17 protein-coding genes are annotated in these 22647 nt (G+C 37.5%); 10 read left to right on the top strand and 7 right to left on the bottom strand.

Translation table 11 applies throughout. From position 1 onward, the window contains the following. Positions 1-25 precede the first annotated feature (25 nt). The 3 genes from GILLI_RS00730 to prfB form a co-directional block, all read right to left on the bottom strand. Positions 26-412 (bottom strand): hypothetical protein, encoded by a 387-nt coding sequence (locus GILLI_RS00730; RefSeq protein ID WP_006987200.1) that lies wholly within the window; start codon positions 410-412, stop codon positions 26-28. 123 nt (positions 413-535) lie between these two features. Beyond that, entirely contained in the window at positions 536-877 is a 342-nt protein-coding gene (locus GILLI_RS00725) for an arsenate reductase family protein (RefSeq protein ID WP_006987199.1), read from the bottom strand. 152 nt (positions 878-1029) lie between these two features. After that, positions 1030-2128, bottom strand: a protein-coding gene (gene prfB, locus GILLI_RS00720; RefSeq protein WP_006987198.1) for a peptide chain release factor 2 whose coding sequence is annotated in 2 segments (ribosomal slippage) — positions 1030-2064 and positions 2066-2128 — 1098 coding nt in all. Because the reading frame shifts where the segments join, the coding sequence is not laid out codon by codon here. A gap of 99 nt (positions 2129-2227) precedes the next feature. On the opposite strand from prfB, the gene GILLI_RS00715 reads away from it, so the two are divergent. From GILLI_RS00715 to GILLI_RS00705, 3 genes are all read left to right on the top strand, one after another. Beyond that, on the top strand, positions 2228-4627 hold the full coding sequence (locus tag GILLI_RS00715; RefSeq protein WP_006987197.1) for a zinc-dependent metalloprotease: 2400 nt from the start codon (positions 2228-2230) through the stop codon (positions 4625-4627). Positions 4628-4689: 62 nt separating this feature from the next. Further along, a complete protein-coding gene (locus GILLI_RS00710; protein ID WP_006987196.1) occupies positions 4690-5721 on the top strand; it encodes a threonine aldolase family protein in 1032 nt (343 codons plus the stop codon). Positions 5722-5815: 94 nt separating this feature from the next. Further along, positions 5816-6328, top strand: a complete 513-nt coding sequence (locus tag GILLI_RS00705) for a redoxin domain-containing protein (protein WP_006987195.1) — start codon at positions 5816-5818, stop codon at positions 6326-6328. A gap of 66 nt (positions 6329-6394) precedes the next feature. On the opposite strand, the gene GILLI_RS00700 is transcribed toward GILLI_RS00705, so the two are convergent. Continuing rightward, the gene (locus tag GILLI_RS00700) at positions 6395-6718 is read right to left on the bottom strand and encodes a YbaB/EbfC family nucleoid-associated protein (protein WP_006987194.1); all 324 of its coding nucleotides are present in this window, start codon (positions 6716-6718) and stop codon (positions 6395-6397) included. A 148-nt stretch (positions 6719-6866) separates the two neighbouring features. On the opposite strand from GILLI_RS00700, the gene GILLI_RS00695 reads away from it, so the two are divergent. The 3 genes from GILLI_RS00695 (at position 6867) to capB (ending at position 11538) form a co-directional block, all read left to right on the top strand. Continuing rightward, positions 6867-8993, top strand: a complete 2127-nt coding sequence (locus GILLI_RS00695; protein WP_006987193.1) for a S9 family peptidase — start codon at positions 6867-6869, stop codon at positions 8991-8993. A gap of 99 nt (positions 8994-9092) precedes the next feature. Beyond that, positions 9093-10133 (top strand): cysteate synthase, encoded by a 1041-nt coding sequence (gene capA / locus GILLI_RS00690; protein ID WP_006987192.1) that lies wholly within the window; start codon positions 9093-9095, stop codon positions 10131-10133. Between the two features lie 145 nt (positions 10134-10278). Further along, positions 10279-11538, top strand: a complete 1260-nt coding sequence (capB, locus tag GILLI_RS00685; protein WP_006987191.1) for a cysteate-C-fatty acyltransferase — start codon at positions 10279-10281, stop codon at positions 11536-11538. Between the two features lie 85 nt (positions 11539-11623). Here the strand turns inward: capB and GILLI_RS00680 are convergent, their stop codons facing one another. Next, complete coding sequence (locus GILLI_RS00680) at positions 11624-12586, bottom strand: transporter (RefSeq protein ID WP_006987190.1); 963 nt, start codon at positions 12584-12586, stop codon at positions 11624-11626. A gap of 106 nt (positions 12587-12692) precedes the next feature. On the opposite strand from GILLI_RS00680, the gene GILLI_RS00675 reads away from it, so the two are divergent. From GILLI_RS00675 to GILLI_RS00660, 4 genes are all read left to right on the top strand, one after another. Next, entirely contained in the window at positions 12693-12965 is a 273-nt protein-coding gene (locus GILLI_RS00675; protein ID WP_006987189.1) for a DUF4834 family protein, read from the top strand. A 26-nt stretch (positions 12966-12991) separates the two neighbouring features. Then, on the top strand, positions 12992-15406 hold the full coding sequence (locus GILLI_RS00670) for a YfhO family protein (RefSeq protein WP_006987188.1): 2415 nt from the start codon (positions 12992-12994) through the stop codon (positions 15404-15406). A 126-nt stretch (positions 15407-15532) separates the two neighbouring features. Next, a complete protein-coding gene (locus tag GILLI_RS00665; protein WP_006987187.1) occupies positions 15533-16813 on the top strand; it encodes a glycosyltransferase family protein in 1281 nt (426 codons plus the stop codon). Positions 16814-16819: 6 nt separating this feature from the next. Beyond that, positions 16820-18283 carry an oligosaccharide flippase family protein gene (locus GILLI_RS00660; RefSeq protein ID WP_006987186.1) on the top strand — a complete coding sequence of 488 codons (1464 nt, stop codon included), beginning with the start codon at positions 16820-16822 and terminating at the stop codon, positions 18281-18283. An 83-nt stretch (positions 18284-18366) separates the two neighbouring features. Here the strand turns inward: GILLI_RS00660 and GILLI_RS00655 are convergent, their stop codons facing one another. Together GILLI_RS00655 and uvrA are read right to left on the bottom strand one after the other, a co-directional pair. Next, positions 18367-19617: a hypothetical protein gene (locus GILLI_RS00655; RefSeq protein ID WP_006987185.1), complete on the bottom strand. Its 1251-nt coding sequence runs from the start codon at positions 19615-19617 to the stop codon at positions 18367-18369. A 132-nt stretch (positions 19618-19749) separates the two neighbouring features. Beyond that, positions 19750-22536, bottom strand: a complete 2787-nt coding sequence (gene uvrA, locus GILLI_RS00650) for an excinuclease ABC subunit UvrA (protein WP_006987184.1) — start codon at positions 22534-22536, stop codon at positions 19750-19752. Positions 22537-22647 lie beyond the last annotated feature (111 nt).

Below are 22647 nucleotides of genomic sequence, written 5' to 3'. Positions count from 1 at the left end.
AATAATTATTGAACGGGAGGAGGTATCAAACTGATTGTGAATCCATAATCTTATTAGGAATTTTTTTATTTATTCCAATATAATTTTCAAACTGAGACTCACTTAATATTTTTAGCAGATTTTTATGTTCCCTACTCTGAATTTTTTGCAGCTTAGCTATTTTTTCACTTTCTGGATTATCTGAGTTTATGATTTCATTCTTGAAGATTGTGAATTTAATGATTATTTCTACCAGTTCTGAAGTTTGCTCCGGGTTCAAGCCTAACTTTTCCTTCCAGTTAAAAGCGATTTCCCTCGCAATGTCAAGTAATTCCTTTCGGTTTCTGTTATGAATATATATTTGAGAATACACAAAACCGCCAACCAGAATACAAGATAAGCCTAAAAGTAAAATTCTATCTTTAAGTTTCATACGTTGATTTTTTATCGTTTGTTATTAATCATATGTAATTCGCATATCTTAATCGCTGTTTTATCAAATTCTGGTTATGCTAATTTCATACGTAGTCATTTATAGTTTTTATTTGAAAAATTTCTATAGAAATTTTTCAATATTGACAAGAGGCCTGCCAATTACCGCCGCGGTTTTACCCTCTATAATCGGTCGCTCTATTAGCTTTGGATATTTTGTCATTATATTTATTAATTCTTGATCGTTAAGATCTTTATCCTGAAATTTTTCTTTCCAGATACTTTCCTTTGTGCGTATTAATTGAATAGGTGTCATAGTTAACTTTTCCAGCAAATCACTCAATTCCTTTTCTGATAAGGGTTCTTTCAGATCTTCCCTTACGCGAAATTCTTTCCCGGAATTTTCCAGCATTTCCAATCCCTCCCTGGATTTTTTACACCTTGTATTGTGGTAAATTGTCATCATAGATTTATTTTTTTTGACAGGTTGTAGTTTCCTCTTTTCTTAATGTAGGAATATTTATTCCTTAAAGGTTCCTTGAAATTTCAGACCTTTTTACTTTGCTGCTTGAAAATAAGCAATAAATATCAATCTTAAAACTTTCTTTCAGGTTTTGATCAATCTTCATGTTTTTGTCCCATCATCATAAGATACGCTTTTAAAAACCTATCTATATCGCCATCCATAACGGCTTCTACATTCCCGGTTTCCTCTGCAGTTCTTACATCCTTAACAAGTTTATAGGGATGCATAACATAATTCCTAATTTGGGAACCCCACTCAATTTTCATTTTAGAATCCTCAATTTCCCTGCGCTGCGCCTGTTGTTTTTGAAGTTCAATTTCATACAACTGACTTTTAAGCAACTGCATAGCTTTGGTTTTGTTTTCCAATTGAGATCGGGTTTCCGAATTTTCCACTACAATACCTGAAGGAGCGTGGCGTAAACGTACAGCGGTTTCCACTTTGTTTACATTTTGCCCACCGGCGCCCGAGGATCTCATGGTTTCCCATGAAATGTCTGCAGGGTTAATATCGATCTCTATAGAATCATCTACCAGTGGATATACATATACCGAAGCAAATGAGGTATGGCGCTTTGCATTGCTGTCAAAAGGTGAAATTCGCACCAATCTATGTACCCCGTTTTCACTTTTTAACCATCCAAAAGCATATTCTCCTTCAATTTCCAGCGTTACGGTTTTAATACCAGCAACTTCCCCTGATTGATAATTGAGCTCTTTAATACTGAATCCTCTGTTTTCTGCCCATCGCATATACATCCTCATAAGCATTTCTGCCCAATCGCAACTTTCGGTACCACCAGCACCGGCTGTAATTTGAAGTACCGCGCTTAAACCATCTCCTTCTTCTGAAAGCATGTTTTTAAACTCCAGTTCTTCAATCAGGTTAACAGCCTGCTCGTTCCGGGCATCCACATCTTCCGCAGAAGCTTCCTTTTCCTTATAAAATTCGTAGATAATTTCCAGGTCATCCACCAAAGTCTCAGCTTTGAGGTATTGGTCTACCCATTTCTTTTCAGAATTCAACCCACGCATTAATTCTTCTGCTTCTTTGGGGTTGTCCCAAAAATTAGGAGAATAGGTTTTTTCTTCCAAATTGGAAATTTCTATTTGTTTGGCATCAACGTCAAAGATACCTCCTTAACGCTACCAGGCGATCCCTAAGATCCTTTATATGTTCTGAATTGACCATATTTTTATTTAATTTGACGTAAAAATAGAATTAAACCCTCGCACCTAAAACTATTTTACAAAAAATTTATAGTTTTAGCCTTCCTTAAAATAACACTTGATGAAACTACTTTTCTCTATGTTCCTGTTCTTCAGTATTTCTATTAACGGAACAGCTCAAATCCTTGATAAAAAAGAGGATCTAAAAAAATACGAAGGCTTTTTTGACTTCTATTATTCCGAAAAGGAAGATAAGATCTACCTGGAAGTTGATAAACTGGATTTTGAATTTTTATATGTTCGCTTTTTAAGCAGCGGGATTGGTTCTAATGATGTAGGACTGGACCGGGGGCAATTGGGCGATGAAGCCCTGGTTAAATTTCAAAAGGCTGGAAACAAATTGCTTTTAGTGCAGCCTAATATGAAATTTCGTGCAGAAACGGATAATATCCTCGAAAGGAATAGTGTTGAGGAAGCATTCGCGAAATCCGTTTTATATGGCTTTGAGATCAAAGAAGAAAAAAACGGGAATTATATCATCGATTTTACTCCATTTCTAATGGAAGATGCTCACGGAGTTTCTGGTAGACTTCAAAGCGGGAATCATGGGGATTTCAGTATTAATAAATCTAAAAGTGCTTTATCTCTTGAAAGAACAAAAGCTTTTCCTCAAAATGTGGAATTTGAAGCCATGTTGACCTTTGATGGGGAAGCTAAGTCGGGAACCCTTCGAAATGTATTGCCGGATTCAAAAAGCATTACAGTAAATCAACATCATTCCTTCGTTCAATTGCCGGATAATGGCTATAAAAAAAGAGTTTTTGACCCTCGCAGTGGTGCTATTCATATTTCGTATTACGATTATTCAAGTCCGGTTTTTGAGCCTATAGAAAAACGGTATATCATCCGTCATAGGCTCGAAAAAAAAGATCCTACCGCTACTTTTAGTGAAGCAATAGAGCCAATTATATATTATTTGGATCCCGGAACACCAGAACCTGTTAAAAGCGCTTTGCTGGAAGGAGCAAAATGGTGGGATGAGGCTTATGAAGCGATTGGATACAAAAATGCTTTTCAGGTAAAAATGTTACCGGAAGGGGCAGATCCGCTTGATGTAAGATACAATGTAATTCAATGGGTGCACAGGTCTACCCGGGGTTGGAGTTACGGCGCAAGCGTGGTTGATCCCAGAACCGGCGAGATTATTAAAGGTCACGTAAGCTTGGGAAGCTTAAGGATACGTCAGGATTTTTTGATCGCCCAGGCATTACTTAATAAGCCTTTTACAGAGCGGGATGATGATCATCAAAGAATGATGGATATGGCCGTTGCAAGAATACGTCAACTCTCCGCACATGAGGTTGGTCATACCATTGGATTTACACATAATTTTGCTGCCAGTGCAAATCAAGATGCTTCGGTAATGGATTATCCACACCCAAAAATAACTCTAGAAAATGGTGAGATTTCTCTTGATAACGCCTATGACTCAGGAATAGGCGCATGGGACAAGATTACGGTGAAATACAGTTACGCAGATATTCCGGAGGTCTCTTCAGAAAAGGAATTTTTGAATGCTGTGTTGGCTGAAGCGAATGAAGTGGGTCTTCAGTTTATTAGTGACAGTGATGCAAGAGCTGCCGGTGGTGCTCATGTGAAGGCTCATTTATGGGATAATGGAAAAAATGCCGCCGAAGAATTGAACCGGATTTTGGAGGTGAGGAAACTGGCTATCTCTAATTTTTCTGAAGATAATTTTAGGGTGGGAGAGCCATATTCTGTTTTAGAAGATGTTTTTGTACCGCTTTATTTCCTTCATCGGTATCAAACCGAAGCTGCAGTAAAACTTATTGGCGGACTGGATTACAGTTATGCTGTAAAGGGCGGAGATCAAAAGGTAGTAGAATTGTTGTCACCAAAAATGCAGGAAGAAGCATTAAACGCGGTTTTACAAACCTTAAAAGCAGAACAACTGGCGATACCTAAAACTAAATTGGAACTATTCCCTCCGCGGGCTTATGGATATTCCAGGTCCAGGGAGTCCTTTAAAAGCAATACAGGTGTTGCTTTCGATGCTTTTGGAGCTGCAGGAACCGCAAGTGATCTTACCCTGAGTTTGTTATTACATCCGGAAAGAGCTGCCCGTTTGGTGCAGCAAAAAGCGGTAGATAATGATCTGCCCGGCTTGAGCAAAGTATTAAAAGAATTGATCTCAAAAACAATAGGAACTGCACAAAAAGACATGTATTTACAGGAAGTTCAAAATACCGTCAATTATAATGTGCTTCAATATTTAATGAATCTGGCAGTTCACAAAGATGCAACCGCACAGGTAAAAGCAGAAGTTAACGCTGTGATAAGCGACCTGGAAACATTGCTGGAAGGCAAAAAGGAATCTTTTTACAGGCAAATGCTTCTTGAGATTCGTGATTTCAGGAAAAACCCAGCAGAATTCAAAGCTTTTCCAACGGCACCTCAAATTCCTGATGGTTCTCCCATTGGATCTTTTATGTGTGATTGATAAAATCCCTTAAGGTCCTTGAAAATATAAGGGGCCCATTAAAAAACAAAAAATAGCTACATATGAAACAGGAAATAGATTTAAGAAGCGATACAGTTACCCGTCCTACCAAAGAAATGTTGAAGGTGATTATGTCGGCCAAAGTAGGTGATGATGTTTATAAAGAAGATCCCAGTGTAAACGCACTGGAAGAAAAGCTTGCAAAAATGTTCGGGAAAGATGAAGCCTTATTTTTTCCAACCGGAAGCATGGCTAACCAGGCAGCGATAAAATTGCACACACAACCCGCAGAGCAGTTAATATGCGATAAATGGGCTCATGTGTATAATTATGAAGGAGGAGGAGTTTCATTCAACAGCGGGGTTTCCTGCAAATTGGTAGATGGGGTTAGAGGAATGATCACGGCAGAGCAGGTTGAAGAAAATATCAATCCCCCAGATTTTTATCACAGTCCGTTAACCAGTTTGGTTTGTCTAGAAAACACTACCAATAAAGGTGGCGGAGCCTGTTATGATCTGGAAGAAATTAAAAAAGTGAGAAAAGTTTGCAACAAGCACAACTTAGGATTGCATCTTGATGGAGCGCGTTTATTTAATGCTTTGGTAGCTAAAAATGAATCGGCAAAGGATTACGGAAAATTGTTCGACACTATTTCGGTTTGTTTGTCCAAAGGTTTGGGAACGCCTATGGGATCTGTACTTATTGGGGATAAGAAGTTGATGAAAAATGCCATCCGGGTAAGAAAAGTGCTTGGAGGTGGAATGCGTCAGGTAGGATTTATGGCTGTGGCCGGGATCTATGCTCTGGACCATCACGTGGAGCGTCTTTCTATAGATCATAAAAGAGCTTCAGAAATTGGAGAGGTACTAAGTGATCGGGCTTATGTTGGGATGGTTGAGTCTGTTGAAACAAACATCGTAATATTCTATCTTCAGGATCTTTCGAATGAGGAGAAATTTATGAAACAGCTTCAAAAGGAGAACATAAGAATAAGTAATATGGGGCATGGGAAATTGAGAATCGTTACGCATTTGGATTATTCCGAAGAAATGCACCAAAAATTCTTAAAAACGCTTCAGGAAATTAAATTGTAGTCAGATTGGAAAAGTTTAACCAAAGCTTATTAAGCTTTTAACCTTCCCCGGCGGCTAATTTTTATAATTTACAAAAAACCAAAAAATTGTAATTATGAAAAATGTATTGCCCAGAAAAGAAGTACCAAGATTAATAGTAGAAACCACTAGCGGAATACAATGGAATTTACGCGACCAAAGGCCGGAGAATTTTACGATGGTTATTTTTTATCGTGGATTACATTGCCCGGTTTGTAAATCGTATTTGCAGGAATTGAATAAAAAGATTGAAGATTTTAGGGAAAGGGGAGTGAATGTGATTTGTATTAGTGCTAATAATCAATCCCTGGCAGAAAAGACGGTTAAGGAATGGGAAGTGGATAATCTTACCATAGGCTATGATTTTAATACCGAAGACGCCAGAAAATGGGATTTATATGTTTCTGAAGGAATTAATGATGAACCGGAAGTTTTCTTTGAGCCCGGATTGTTCCTTATAAAACCAGATAATACACTTTATTCCGCTTCTATTCAAACGATGCCTTTTGCCAGGCCAAAGTTTGATGAATTGCTAAAAGCTATTGATTTTCTATTGGATAAAGATTATCCTGCCAGAGGGGAGGCGTAAATAAAAAAAGACCTCACAGGTTTCAAAAACCTGTGAGGTCTAAAAATATTTTATCCAAACAAAATCTTATTTAAACTGGTCTAAACCAGGAATGTCCGGCATTCCATCCTTAGCCACAGCAGCAAGTTCAGCTTCGTTGATATCGGAAGCTCTTTTGATCGCTTTATTTAAAGTTAAAACAAGATAGTCTTCCAGTTGGTCTTTATCTTCCATTAGTTCATCTGCAATAGAAATGTTTTTGATCTCACGGGCAGCAGTTATGGTTATTTTTAATAGACCATCCCCGGACTGCTCATCTATAAGAACAGATTTCATTCGCTCTTTTGTAGCTTCTACTTTTTCCTGGGTTTCCTTAAGCTTATTCATCATTCCCATCATATCTCCAAACATAATTTCCTGTTTTTAAAAAGTTAAATACAAATTTACTAAATTAGGTCCTTATAAAAGTTATTATGAAACATCCATTAGGAAAATTTTCTCACACAAAGGAATGATTGTACGGATGTTATCTATGTCCACTAAAACAATAAAAAAACAGATGAAAACAGTATTATTTATTCTATTGGGAAGTTTTACCTTTGTAACCGCGCAAAACCATAATGTATTGAAAAAAGAAATCACACCTCCCGAAGCGATTAAAATAACCAAAGAGCTTAAGGCTCATGATCAAGTTAGGATAGATGATTACTATTGGATGAATAACCGGGAAGATCCTCAGGTTATAAGCTATCTAAATAGCGAAAATGAGTATAATGAGAAAATGACCGCTCACACTAAAGAGTTTCAAACGAAGCTTTTTAATGAAATGAAAAGCAGAATTAAAGAGGATGACAAATCTGTCCCTTATAAATTAAACGGATATTGGTATTTAACACGCTTTGAAAAGGGAAAAGATTATCCCATATATTCCCGAAAGAAAGAATCTCTTGATGCGGCTGAAGAAATTCTGTTTGATGTAAATGAAATGGCAGAAGGTTATGATTATTACAGCCTTGGTGGATTAAATGTAAGCCCGGATAATAAACTTATAGCTTTTGGCGTGGATACTTTAAGCCGTAGAAAATATACCATTCAGATAAAAAACCTGGAAACAGGGGAGATTCTTCCGCTAAAAATTGAAACCACAACCGGAGGATCTACCTGGGCAAATGATAATAAAACACTTTATTATACCAAGAAAGATGATCAAACGTTGAGATCAAATCAAATATTCAAACATATTTTAGGGACTAATCCTTCAAATGATCAGTTGGTTTTTGAGGAAAAAGATGAAACCTTTAACACCTATATCTACAAATCAAAATCTAAAAAATACCTGATTATCGGGTCAGCTAGTACGCTTACAAGTGAATACAGAATTTTAAATGCCGATACCCCTGAAGGGGAATTTAAAATTTTCCAACCAAGGGAAAGAGGTTTGGAATATGGGATTAGTCATTTTGAAGATTATTTTTATGTACTCACCAATAAAGATGGTGCCACCAATTTTAAATTGATGAAAACCCTGGTTGATAAAACCGAAAAAGAAAACTGGCTGGAGGTTATTCCGCATAGGGATGATTATTTGCTTGAAGATCTTGATATTTTTAAAGATTACCTTGTGGTAAGTGAACGGCACAACGGATTGAATAAAATTAAGATCACCAGGTGGGATACCAATAAAAGTTATTATTTACCATTTGACAATGAAACCTACACCGCATATACGAGTATAAACCCAGATTTTGACACAAATATTTTAAGATATACCTATAACTCCCTGAATACTCCTACATCGGTGGTTGATTTTAATATGGCCACAAAAGAAAAAACAATTTTAAAGGAGCAGGAAGTTTTAGGAGGGAACTTTGACAAGGATAATTATACTTCAGAACGCATTTGGGCAACGGCAGAAGATGGGACAAAAATTCCTGTTTCTATTATTTATAGAAAGGATATTAAAAAGGATGGAAAGAATCCTTTACTGCAATATGCATATGGTTCTTATGGTTCTACTATTGACCCATATTTTTCTACTGCACGTTTGAGCCTGCTGGATCGCGGATTTATTTATGCCATCGCACATATTCGCGGAGGGGAATATTTGGGAAGAACCTGGTATGAAGATGGAAAGCTTCTGAAAAAGAAAAACACGTTTACAGATTATATCGATGTTTCAAAGTATTTAATAGCGCAAAATTACACCTCATCGGAGCACTTATATGCGATGGGAGGTTCTGCTGGTGGGTTGTTGATGGGGGTGGTAGTAAATATGGCTCCCGAACTCTACAACGGGGTGATCGCAGCGGTTCCATTCGTAGATGTTATCACTACGATGTTGGATGAAAGCATTCCCTTAACCACTGGAGAGTACGATGAATGGGGAAATCCAAATAATAAAGAATATTATGATTATATGCTATCGTATTCCCCGTACGACAATGTAAAGCGGCAGGATTATCCAAATATGCTTATTACAACAGGTTTACATGATTCACAGGTGCAATATTGGGAACCCGCTAAATGGGTTGCAAAATTGAGGGATTTTAAAATGGACGATAATATTTTACTGCTTCATACCAATATGGAAGCCGGTCATGGTGGAGCTTCAGGAAGGTTTGAAGCATTGAAAGAAGTAGCTGAAGAATATGCATTTTTATTAGACCTTGAAGGAATTACTGAATAATTCAAATATTTCACTAACTTTGACAGGTTTTAAAATTAAGCTTAATTTAACTAATTTTAGAATTTTCAGAAAGCAGAAGATTGTAAAAGAACTTCATTTATGAAAGAAGAAATAAAGGTGTACGACAATGTATTGCAACTTATAGGGAACACCCCGTTGATACATTTAAATACCATTACAAAAGAATTTAAAGGTAATTTTTATGCAAAAGCAGAAGCCTTTAATCCGGGACACTCCACCAAAGATCGTATAGCACTATATATTATTGAGGAGGCGGAGCGTGCGGGAATTTTAAAACCCGGTGATACCATCGTTGAAACAACTTCAGGAAATACGGGTTTTAGCATTGCAATGGTTAGCATCATAAAAGGATACGAATGTATTCTTGCTGTAAGTTCAAAATCTTCCCAGGATAAGATAGATATGTTGAAAACAATGGGGGCGAAGGTATACGTTTGTCCGGCAAATGTTTCTGCAGACGATCCTCGTTCTTATTATCAGGTTGCTAAAAGACTGCATGAAGAAACAAAAGGTTCTGTCTATATCAACCAGTATTTCAATGAGTTGAATATGGACGCCCATTACAATTCCACAGGTCCTGAAATATGGAAACAAACCGAAGGAAAGATCACCCATTTGGTGGCTTGTAGTGGAACTGGAGGAACAATTTCCGGAACTGCAAGATATTTAAAAGAACAAAATCCCGGGATTAGGATTATTGGAATAGATGCTTTTGGATCTGTTCTTAAAAAATATCACGAAACCCGCGAATTCGATTCTGAAGAGATTTATCCATATCGCATTGAAGGTTTAGGTAAGAATCTAATCCCTACTGCGACAGATTTTGATGTCATTGATAAGTTTGTAAAAGTTACGGATGAAGAAAGTGCACATACGGCAAGGGAGCTGGCCAAAACCGAAGGCATGTTTGTTGGATATACCAGCGGTGCCGCAATGCAGGGAGTAAAACAATTAAACCAGGAAGGGGAATTTAATGCCAATAGCAATGTCGTAATAATTTTTCCGGATCATGGTTCCCGATATATGAGCAAGGTATTCAGCGATGAATGGATGACCGCTCAGGGATTTTTTGACACTAAAAACGAGGTAGACGCCAATCAAATTGAATTCATAAAATAATTGAGGTGTTTTTCCCAGATATCATTATAGAAAAACATCCTTTTATAAGAGGATGTTTTTCTATAATGCAATTGAAGATAAAGGATTATTAGTTTAAAAAACGAGTTGTATTTAAGTAATTTTACGGCTTTTAATTAAAAGATCTATGAGAGATTTATTTGATAAAATTTATAAAGATAAAGGTCCATTAGGTAAATGGGCCGAATTTGCTGAAGGATATTTTGTGTTTCCCAAGCTGGAGGGGCCTATTTCAAACCGGATGAAATTTCGCGGAAAGGAAGTGATCACCTGGAGTATTAATGACTACCTGGGACTGGCAAATCATCCTGAAGTCAGGAAGGTTGATGCTGAAGCGGCCGCAGATTATGGATCGGCGTATCCTATGGGAGCCAGAATGATGAGTGGTCATACAGATTTGCATGAAAAATTACAGGAAGAACTGGCATCTTTTGTAAATAAACAGGCAGCATATTTGTTGAATTTCGGATACCAGGGAATGGTTTCCACCATTGATGCACTGGTTTCTAAAGCAGATGTTATTGTATACGATATGGATGCTCACGCCTGCATCATAGATGGGGTGAGACTACACGTAGGCCAGCGTTTTACCTATAAGCATAATGATATGGAAAGCATCGAGAAGAATCTTGAGCGTGCTACCAAAATATGCGAACAAACCGGTGGAGGGATTCTTCTTATTTCTGAAGGTGTTTTTGGAATGCGGGGTGAACAGGGAAAACTAAAAGAAATAGTAGCCCTAAAAGAAAAATATAATTTCAGGTTTTTCGTGGATGATGCCCATGGATTCGGAACCCTTGGTGCTACAGGAGCTGGTGCAGGTGAGGAGCAGGGCGTGCAGGATGAAATTGATGTTTATTTTGCAACCTTTGCTAAATCTCTTGCAAGTACAGGAGCGTTTATAGCAGGGGACAAAGAAATCATGGATTATCTAAAATACAATTTAAGATCCCAGATGTTCGCCAAATCACTACAAATGCAATTGGTGGTTGGAGCTTTAAAAAGACTGGATATGCTTCGTACCATGCCGGAATTAAAAGCAAAACTATGGGAAAATGTGAATGCCCTTCAAAGCGGATTGAAAGACCGTGGGTTTGATATTGGTACTACGCAAAGTTGTGTAACTCCGGTATATTTAAAAGGTAGTATTCCTGAAGCTATGGCGCTCGTGAAAGACTTACGCGAGAATCATGGAGTATTTTGTTCTATAGTTGTGTATCCTGTAATTCCAAAAGGATTAATCTTATTAAGAATGATCCCAACAGCAACTCATACCTTCGATGATATAGATCAAACCCTCATAGCTTTTTCTGCTATCCGGGAGCGATTGGAAAATGGAACTTATAAAAGGCTTTCAGCATCTGTTGCTGCAGCTGCAAATGAATAAATGTTCCAGAACAGAACTATAAAAAATAAAAAATCCGCTACTTCAGCGGATTTTTTATTTTATTGATTTCCTTCCGGAAGGATCATTAATTATCTATTTCGGGTTCTCCCTGAATCTCTTCGGTACGTTTTCTTCTTCGGTCACCTTCATAGGAATCATCCAGAAATTCATCGGTTTTGTGCATATCGAATCTATACGAAAAACCGGCGGCAACCTGCCACCTGTCAGGGGTATTTTTAAAATTGATCAATCCGGAGACATCTAGCTGGAAATCATCTCCAAATAAATATGCAACTCCGGTGCGTGCAAGATCATCTGCATATACATCGCTTATAATTCCCTGGTACTCTAAAAAACCGGCAAATTTTGGAGTAAATGCGTGTGTAAGTGTTACTATTCCAGCATAGGTAGGCGTTACTTCCGAGATTTTATCTAAAATGATATTGGTGACCAAAACCCATCCACCTCTCCAATTATTTTGTGTGGAAAGTGCAAATTTGGGAGTTATTTTGGATTCCCCTTCAAACCTAAAAGGATTATCATCAAAAGTGAAATTTGCACCTGCATATACAGCTATTGCCGGGATTAATGTTTTCCACTTAAATCTTTGGTTGGCTTTCCAGCTGTATAAATTTGGTTCATCCGGCTCAATGCTGCGGGCAGGATCAAAGATTAAATATTTTACTCCTAAGGTGTTGGTTTTGAAATTGCTCTGGTTAAATTCCCGATCCTGTCCGCCAATTCTTATCAAGGTAGACTGATCTTCAAAAGATCCTATTAAGCTTATTTCCAGGGCTTCAAAAAACAGCCCGTATCGCAAAGCGTACTCTGCCCCCAAAATGTCGGTATCTGTTCCCCGAAGGGAATGCGTATCATTACCAAGATAACCGCCTCCTTCAAGTTGTAAGACTCCTGTGCCCACAGAAAAGGCTCCCTGGGAAGCTCCCGGCCGGTTAGAATTAATCGTTTCGGTGTATTGTGCCTGAGAAATTTGTGTACCGGTTAAGAACACAAGGGAGATTATTAAAGTACGTTGAAAGAATTTCATTTACGAAGATTTGTTGCTTCAAATATAGAAGATTTTATTAATTTTTTAGGAGATATAAGTGGAATTTGTCCGGCTATAATAGTAATTTTGCACAAACTGAAGAAAAATGCACGAAGCTTCATTTCAAAGTATTCTAAAAACTATTTTGATCATTTTATTGATCTATTTCGGATTCAAGATTTTGATACGATTTTTTGGTCCTATTATTTTGAAATACTTTTTAACCAAAGTGGGAAATAAATTCCAGCAACAATTCAATCAGCAACCTCCATCTGGAAAGAAAAAGGAAGGAGAGGTTGTCATTGAGAAAAAACCAAAAAACCCCGGGAAATCCAATAAAAACGTTGGAGAGTATATCGATTACGAAGAAATTGATTAATTTTCAGACCTAACAAAAACTTCATAATGATTAGGTCTCTTAAAAGTATTCTCCCACACATTTTAGTTGTTTTAGGATTTGTTTTTCTTTCTTTGGCATATTTCAATCCCGTTCTTCAGGGCAAGGAAATTTTTCAAAGCGATATCGTTCAGTATATCGGGATGGCAAAAGAGCAAAATGATTTTCGGGCAGAAACAGGAGAGGAGCCTTACTGGACAGATGCGGCCTTTGGAGGAATGCCAACCTACCAGCTCGGTGCAAACTACCCACACAACTATATCAAAAAAATAGATTCGGTACTGAGGTTTTTGCCAAGGCCGGCAGATTATCTCTTCCTTTATTTTATAGGGTTCTATATCCTGCTATTAACCTTGAGGCTGGATTATAAGCTGGCTTTTTTGGGAGCGCTGGCCTTTGGGTTTTCAACCTATCTTATCATAATACTTGGAGTTGGACACAACGCCAAAGCTCACGCAATTGCTTATATGCCAATGGTTCTGGCAGGAATTATCCTGTGCTTTAGAAGCAATTATATATCCGGATTTCTCCTGCTGTCACTTGCCATGGCCCTGGAAATTGGTGCAAACCACTTCCAGATGACCTATTACTTATTGTTATTGCTTCTAGTTTTAGGGGTTGCATATTTAATAGATGCCTATCGCAAGAAACAATTACCACATTATTTTAAAGCATTAGGGGTCATGGTAATCGCCGTTATTCTGGCAATTGCCACAAATGCTACTAATCTTTTGGCTACTCAGGAATATGCTGCATTTAGCACCAGGGGAGATACAGGTTTAACTATTACTGCTGAAGGAACCGATCAAAAATCGGATGGGTTAAGTTTTGAATATATCACTGAATATAGCTATGGAATACTGGAAAGTTTCAACCTTTTTATTCCAAGATTCATGGGTGGATCCAGTTCAGAAGAACTGGGAGAAGATTCTCAAATGTATCTACAACTCATTAAAATGGGAGCTTCACCGGTTCAGGCTCGTGATTTTGCGAAAAATGCACCCACATATTGGGGCGATCAACCTTTTGTAGGTGCTCCCGCATACATAGGGGCAACAGTTTTGTTTCTTTTTGTATTTGCTTTATTTCTTATAAAAGATCGGTTGAAATGGTGGATTGTTGGTGGAACTATTCTGGCTTTGCTATTATCCTGGGGTAAAAACTTCTTGTTTTTTACCGAATTTTTTATCGATTATGTACCCCTTTACGACAAATTCCGGGCGGTTTCATCTATTCAGGTACTTATAGAATTATGCATACCCATATTAGCCATTTTCGGACTATATAAATTATTCAATGAATTTGAAAAAACCGAAGAAAAACAATATGCTTTAAAATGGGCAACTATTATTACTGGCGGGATTGCTTTGCTTTTCCTTGTCTTTAAATCGGCTTTATTTAATTTTAGCGGTGGGAATGATGCTGTATATATGGAGCAAATGGGCGCAGAATTTGTTCGCGCACTTAAAGATGACAGAAGAGCTATTTTTAACGCAGATACGATAAGATCACTTGTATTTGTACTTCTTTCTGCTACGCTTATATGGCTGTATATTAAACAAAAAGCGAATAAAAACTTAGTGATCATGGGCTTTGTTCTGTTAATTTTAGCCGATTTAATCCCGGTGGATAGAAGATATGTGAACAATGATGATTTTGTAGCTGCAAGAGCGATGAACCAACCTTTTCAGCAAACAGCTGCAGATGCACAAATTCTTCAGGATCCCGGACATTTCAGGGTTTTTGATCTGGCAGAAAGTCCATTTAATACTGGAAGAACCTCGTATTTTCATAATTCAATAGGTGGATATCACGCTGCCAAGCCGGGTAGAATTCAGGAGTTATTTGATTTTTATATCTCCAGGAATAACATGGAGATCTTAAATATGCTCAATGTAAAATATTTTATTATTCCTACGGAAGAAGGGGTGCAGGCGCAACAAAATCCAGAAGCTTTCGGAAATGCCTGGTTTGTGAATAAGGTAAAATGGGTCGAAAATCCTAATGAAGCTATCCTAAGCCTTGGTGAAACTAAACTGGATTCTGTAGCGGTGGTCCATGTGGAACATAAGAATTTGGTGCCTTCGGAGCTTGAGGCAGACCCTTCAGCAGCAATAGAACTTATTAGCCAGCAACCCAATGAATTGGTTTACAAATCCAAATCATCTAAAGAACAATTAGCGGTATTTTCAGAAATATATTATCCCAATGGCTGGAAAACTTTTATAGATGGAAAGGAAAGTGTTCATTTTAGGCTGAATTATGTTCTAAGAGGGATGATGATTCCTGCCGGGGAACATGAGATAAGGTTTGAATTTGAACCTGAAGTAGTTAAAACCGGAAGCATAATTTCACTTTCAGCTTCAATTTTATTAGGACTACTTTTACTTGGCGGTCTGTTTTATAAGTATAAGAGAAAATAAGTGCTCTTGCTGTTTTTGGAAGATTTAGAATAGGCCTATATGAAACATCTAGTAGGAAAATTTTCTCACACAGTTGTAGGATTATATGGATGTTACATACGTCCGCTAAGACAATAGAATAAACAGATGAAAAAAGTACTTATCATTACATACTATTGGCCTCCTGCCGGAGGACCCGGAGTACAGCGATGGTTAAAATTTGTGAAGTATCTAAGGGATTTTGATATAGAGCCCGTTGTTTATATTCCTAAAAATCCGGATTATCCATTGGTGGATGAATCTCTTAATGAAGAAATACCAAAAGATATAACCATCCTGAAAAAGAGGATTTTTGAACCTTATTCTCTGGCTGGTATTTTCTCTAAAAAGCAAACAACAACTATCAGTTCAGGGATAATTACCGATGAAAAAGAACAAAGTTTTCTACAGAAGCTTCTGTTGTTTATACGAGGCAATTTTTTCATTCCCGATGCAAGAAAATTTTGGGTGAAACCTTCCATTAAATTTCTTTCAAATTATATTCAGAAGAATAATATAGATACCATCATAACTACCGGGCCGCCACATAGCGTTCATTTAATAGGTCTTGGATTAAAGGAAAAACATAAGCTAAGATGGATAGCCGATTTTCGTGATCCCTGGACCAGTATAGGATATCATAAAAAGCTTAAATTAACCGAGACTTCTGAAATTAAACATAAAAAAATGGAAGAAAAGGTGCTTAAAAAAGCTTCAGATATTATTACCACCAGTTTTACAACAAAAGCCGAATTTGAAAAAATCACCGGTAAACCAATAACCGTGATCACCAACGGATATGATGTTTTTTCGCCTGCAGAAGTGAAACTGGATGAAAAATTCACCATCTCACATATAGGTTCATTGCTCTCTGGACGAGATCCAAAGAATTTATGGCTTGTACTGGGAGAACTTGTAAAGGAAGATGTTCATTTTGCCAAAGATTTCAGGTTAAAGCTGGTGGGTGCTGTAAGTGATGAAGTGGTTTATTCCATAAAAAAATCAGGCTTACAGGAACATCTTGAGCTCATAGGATATGTTTCTCATCCTGAAGCTCTAAAGATTCAAGGAAGCTCTCAGGTCTTGCTATTGGTTGAAATAAACAGCGAGGAAACCCGTGGGATTATTCCCGGTAAACTTTTTGAATATATGGCAGCAAAACGCCCTGTTTTAGCATTGGGACCAGAAAAATGGGACGTGGAGAAGATTTTACAGGAGACCGGATCCGGTAATTATTTTAATTACCGGGAAATGGAAAACCTGAAATTCAGGATCCGGGCATATTATGAATTATATAAAAAAGATGCTTTAAGATCTGATTCAAAAAACATCGAAAAATACAGCCGAGAAAATCTAACCCAAAAATTAGCAGAATTGCTACACCAATAAAAACTAATGGGTATAATTTTAAATCAATCTTTTAAAAATATGGTCACTACCTATTTCGGATTTGGAATAGGAGCGATCAATACCTTGTTTTTATTCACTTATTTTCTTGAGAAGGAATATTACGGGTTGGTGAGTTTCCTGCTTTCTGCAGCGAACCTTATCTGGCCATTGATGGCTTTTGGAGTTCATAATACCCTTGTAAAATTCTACTCTTCCTATAAAACCAGACCCGATCGCGATAAACTGCTTAATTTGATTTTAATATTGCCAATAGGAGTTTCTGTAGTTCTTGGCATCATTGGGTTTTTAAGTTATGATTTGTTGCTTAATTATTTTGGCTCGGGCAATGATCTTGTGCAACCATACATCTGGCTAATCTTTGTCATTGCTTTTGCTACCGCTTATTTCGAAGTGTTTTTTGCCTGGTCCAAGGTTAATTTCCAAAGCGTTTTTGGAAATGTCATGAAGGAGGTTTTTCACAGGATTTGTATCACGTTGTTGTTGTTAGCTGTATATTTTTCATTGATTAGCGTGAATCAGTTTATTTATGCGATGGCAGGAGTTTTTATTGTAAGGGCTATAGCGATGCAGGTTTATGCTTTTTCATTGTACATGCCTAAATTCAGTTTTGCGCTTCCAAATAATATAAGATCTGTATTAAAATATTCCGGGTTGATTTTAATCGCCGGTTCCGTTGCGGTAATTTTGTTGGACCTTGATAAAGTGATGATAGAATATTATTTGCCCATTGGAGAAGTCGCGGTCTATGGAATCGCGGTTTATATCGCTACAGTTATATCTGTGCCTCAAAAAGCAATGCACCAAATCATACATCCACTTACGGCGAGTATGTTGAACGAAAAAGACAAAACCGGCCTTGCCGATCTTTACAAACGCAGTTCCCTAAGTCTATTGGTGGTGAGCGCGATCATTTTTATTTTAATACTTGTAAATCTCAATCAACTTTACAGGCTTATTCCAGAGGAATATCAAATAAGTACCGTGATTGTATTGCTTATTTCCCTGGTGAAATTATATGATAATATGTTGGGGAACAATAATAGTATTCTTTTTAACTCAGATTATTACCGGCTGGTTCTGGTCTTTGGAGTTTTTCTGGCAATCCTGGCTTTTGTTTTTAACTTGTTGTTAATCCCCGAATTTGGAATTTTCGGCGCTGCGATGGCAACCTTTCTGGCGTTCTTTATCTATAATACATCCAAGATCTTCATCGTACTCAGCAAATTTAAAATGCATCCATTTTCCCTGAAGACACTTTATATCCTGCTTTTTTCCGCCTTGCTAATTCTCGGATTTTATTTTTGGGAGTTTGGATTTCATCCAATTATCAATATCATTTTAAAATCGGGAATAGTCTCGGTTATTTATTTGGTTGTAGCCTTAAAATTTAATTTCTCTGAAGATGTTACTCTAATGGTATCTAAATACCTGAAACGAAAAAATATATAAAATCGAAAACCCCCAAGGGATCCGTATGAATCGCCATTGGAGGATTTCTAACTAACCAACCAAAAAATTAAATTATGAGGATTTTAGTCTCTTCCTCTTGAGTTACTCCTTACTTCCGCAGAACTCCCTGTTGTAACCTTCGCTTCATTTGATCTCGCAGAGCTTCTTCGGGATTGAACGTTTGATGTACTTGGAACATTTTGGGTACGTTGTACACTACTACTTCTTCGAGGGGTACTTGTTCTAACATTATTTTGTCTGCTTTGCACAGCGGGCTGATTTGCTCTTCTTTCAACCGTTGATCTTGTTGTTCTTACTGAACTATCTCGTCGTGGTGTTACAGCAGCTTTATTCTCAATCACATTATTACTTCTTTGTGCGGAACTTGTTCCTCTTGCTGAAGTATTTGAATTGCTTATTCTATTTGCTCTCACAGCAGCCTCATGCTTCTCTATATTCGCAGTTTCTCTGTTGCTTTCAACGTTGCTGTTCCTGGATTGAATTCTTCCTCTTTCAGATGTGAATTCCGATTCTGAAACCGAACTGTTTCTGCCTCTAGCAGACGGTGTTGACCTGGCAATTTCTGAACTATTGGTCCTTGTAACGTTTTCTGAAGATCTCACTTGAGGCTTCACTTGCCTTTGAGTGTCTGTTCTTCTGCCATTATTATAAGAATCTACATTTTGACCAGGTCTGTAAAAATTGTTTTTACTAACAACTACATTATTGGTTTCATAATACGTGTTGTACTGAATGTAACTTAATCTTGCAGGTTCATAATAGGCTCTGTAAGGCTCGTAATAAACCACTCTGTATGACTGATGTGGTCTTACATAATACCTGTGCCATGGTCTATGGATATAACGTGGGTTGTAAGCATTTATATATCCAATATAATTAATGGGTTGATTAAACCGGTTGTATCGAATATGCATATTTCCTAATCGTACCAATTGCCCACGACTGTTGTAGTTAATAAAAATATTTCCAGCCTGAACTATCCTTCCGTAGTAATCATAATATACAGGGACATTTTCAATTTGGATCACAGCCCCAAAATCATCAAATTGCACATAGGGGTCATAATTGTATCCTGCATTATAACTGATGTTGGAATTGGGATGCGGTATATTCCCAATAGGGGATCTCGCAAATTGTGGATTGTAATAGAAATCAAATTCTCCGTTTGGATATACTGAAAACTCAACTCCGCCTTCCACGAATATGAAAGATTCTCCATAGTTAAAAGGGGAGGAGTAACTGGATGTTTCCGAATTTGCTGAAGCCGTAACTCCAACAAAAAGAAAAGCGAATATGAGGGTAAAGGTTTTCATTTGGACGGACTTTAATATTAATAGAAATTGGCTTTTTTCAAGCCGTTGTTGTTGTTGTTACTAAAGATACAAAGTACGTGCCAAAATCCTGAATTGAACCTTCAACCTGTTTCCCAAGGAAACTGTGTATAATTACAAACGTTCCTTTAAATAAGGGGCAGTATAGGATTTTTTGTTTTTAGCTACTTCTTCAGGGGTTCCGTCAGCAATAAGATAGCCTCCTGTTTCACCGCCATCTAGACCAAGATCAATAACATAGTCGGCACATTTTACAAGGTCCATATTATGTTCGATCACAATGATGGAATGTCCTTTTTCAATTAAGGCGTTAAAGGATTTCAATAATTTCTGAATATCGTGAAAATGCAACCCTGTAGTTGGTTCATCGAAAATAAACAGGGCTTTATCTTTGGAAATTCCCTTTACAAGGAAGGAGGCCAGTTTTATTCGTTGTGCTTCTCCACCAGATAGGGTAGAGGAACTTTGTCCCAATTGCACATATCCCAGACCTACATCCTGAAGTGGCTTTAATTTATTGGTGATCTTTTTCTCTCCATTATTTTTAAAGAATTCAACAGCCTCATCAATTGTCATTTTTAGAATGTCATCGATATTCTTTTCAGCGAATTTCACTTCCAACACTTCTTTTTTAAAGCGTTTTCCATTACAAGTTTCACATTCAAGATGCACATCGGCCATGAATTGCATTTCTATGGTTACTTCACCTTCCCCTTTGCAGGTTTCACATCTTCCACCATCAACGTTGAAGGAGAAATGTTTTGGCTTAAAATTCCTGATATCGGATAATTTTTGATTCGAGAATAAATTTCGGATATCATCATAGGCCTTAATATAAGTAACGGGATTGGAACGCGAAGAACGCCCAATTGGATTTTGATCTACGAACTCGATGGAAGTTGTCGCTTTAAAATTTCCTTCAATTTTAGAAAATTGCCCGGCCTTTTCTCCGAAACCTCCAATTTCCTTAAGCATTGCAGGATACAAAATCTTTTTAACCAAGGTGCTTTTTCCACTTCCTGAAACTCCGGTAACAGCGGTAAAAACTCCCAGAGGAAATTTTACATCTATATTTTTTAAATTGTTTTCCCGTGCTCCAAAGATTTCGACGTATTGTTTTGAGTTACGGCGGGTTTTAGGAACTTCGATACGCATTGTATTATTCAAATATTTCGCGGTAAGGGAATTAGATTTCAGGATCTGTTTGTAGGATCCATGGGCTACCAATTCTCCCCCGTGAATTCCTGCTTCCGGACCAATATCAATAATCTCATCGGCCGCTTTCATAATATCCTCATCATGCTCCACCACAATTACTGTATTTCCAAGATCCCGCAAATCCTTTAAAACCTCAATAAGCCTTTTAGTGTCCCGCGGATGCAATCCTATAGAAGGTTCGTCCAGAATATACATAGAACCCACTAAACTACTCCCCAGGGAAGTAGCAAGGTTGATCCTTTGGGATTCCCCGCCGGAAAGTGTGTTGGATTTTCGGTTCAAGGTTAGATAATCTAAGCCTACGTTGGAAAGGAACTGCAAACGATTACTAATCTCTGTAAGCAGGCGTTTTGCTATTTGAGTATCATATTCATTTAAAGTTAGCTCTTTAAAAAAGGCACGAACTTTATTCAAAGGTTTTTCAACGAGATCTGTAATAGTTGCTCCGCCAATTTTTACATAATTGGTTTCAGGTCTAAGTCGCTTGCCTTTGCAAAGTGAACATTTGGTTTTCCCCCGATACCTCGAAAGCATCACCCGGTTCTGAATTTTATATGCCTTGGATTCCAAAAATTCAAAAAAGGAATTGAGACCTTCAAAATACTCATTCCCTGTCCATATCAATTCTTTCTGTTCTTCAGAAAGTTCGAAAAATGGTTTATGTATTGGGAAGTCAAATTTATGAGAATTGTTTACCAATTGATCCCTATACCAACTCATACTTTCCCCGCGCCAGGGAAATATGGCGTTTTCATATACAGACAAAGCAGTATTTGGAATCACAAGATCTGCATCAATTCCTATTACATCCCCGTAACCCTCACATTTTGGACATGCCCCATACGGATTATTAAAGCTGAAAAGATGCGGGTTTGGCTCCTGAAAAGTAATTCCGTCAAGTTCAAATTTATTGCTGAAATGTCTCGTTTTAGCATCTGAAAGGCTTTCGATAAACAATTCTCCTTTGCCCTCAAAAAATGCGGTTTGGGTGGCATCTGCCAGGCGGTTATAAAAATCTTCCTCATCTTTGGTAACTATCCGGTCCACAACCAGGGAAATATCTTTTTCCTTTAATTTGGACAGATTGGCTTCATCGATTCGGACTACCTTATCTTTAACTTTAATACGGCTGTAACCCTGTTGAAGTAAAACCTTCAGCTTTTCTTCCAGCGTTCTTCCTTCTTCAACATGAACAGGGGAGAGGAGCAGCAATTTTTCACCTTCAGGAAAGAGTTTTATATAAGAGATAACATCTGTAACAGTATCTTTTTTCACTTCATCCCCGGAAACAGGAGAATATGTTTTCCCAATCCTGGCAAAAAGCAATTTGAGGTAATCGTAAATTTCAGTAGAAGTACCTACGGTTGAACGTGGATTGGTAGAATTCACTTTTTGTTCAATGGCAATAGCAGGAGCAATCCCTTTTATATAATCCACTTTCGGCTTATTCAACCTCCCCAAAAATTGACGGGCATAGGAAGATAAACTTTCCACATACCGGCGTTGGCCTTCCGCATAAAGAGTGTCAAAAGCCAAACTGGATTTTCCCGAGCCGGAAAGCCCGGTAATTACAACCAGTTTGTTGCGGGGGATGATAACATCAATATTTTTTAAATTATGAAGTTTCGCTCCCTTAATTATAATATTTTCCTTCGGATTTACGCTTGAAATATCTACAGCCATTGAATATTTTTAATTACAGAATGCAAAGGTACTCAATAAGCTGCAGTGTAAAAAGTGAACAATATCTGTAAGTTATGTTAAAAATTTCATCCAATATTTGTCAATGTTAAA

Source organism: Gillisia limnaea DSM 15749, assembly GCF_000243235.1.
Taxonomy (GTDB): domain Bacteria; phylum Bacteroidota; class Bacteroidia; order Flavobacteriales; family Flavobacteriaceae; genus Gillisia; species Gillisia limnaea.
This window is presented reverse-complemented; position numbering and strand designations above follow the sequence as displayed.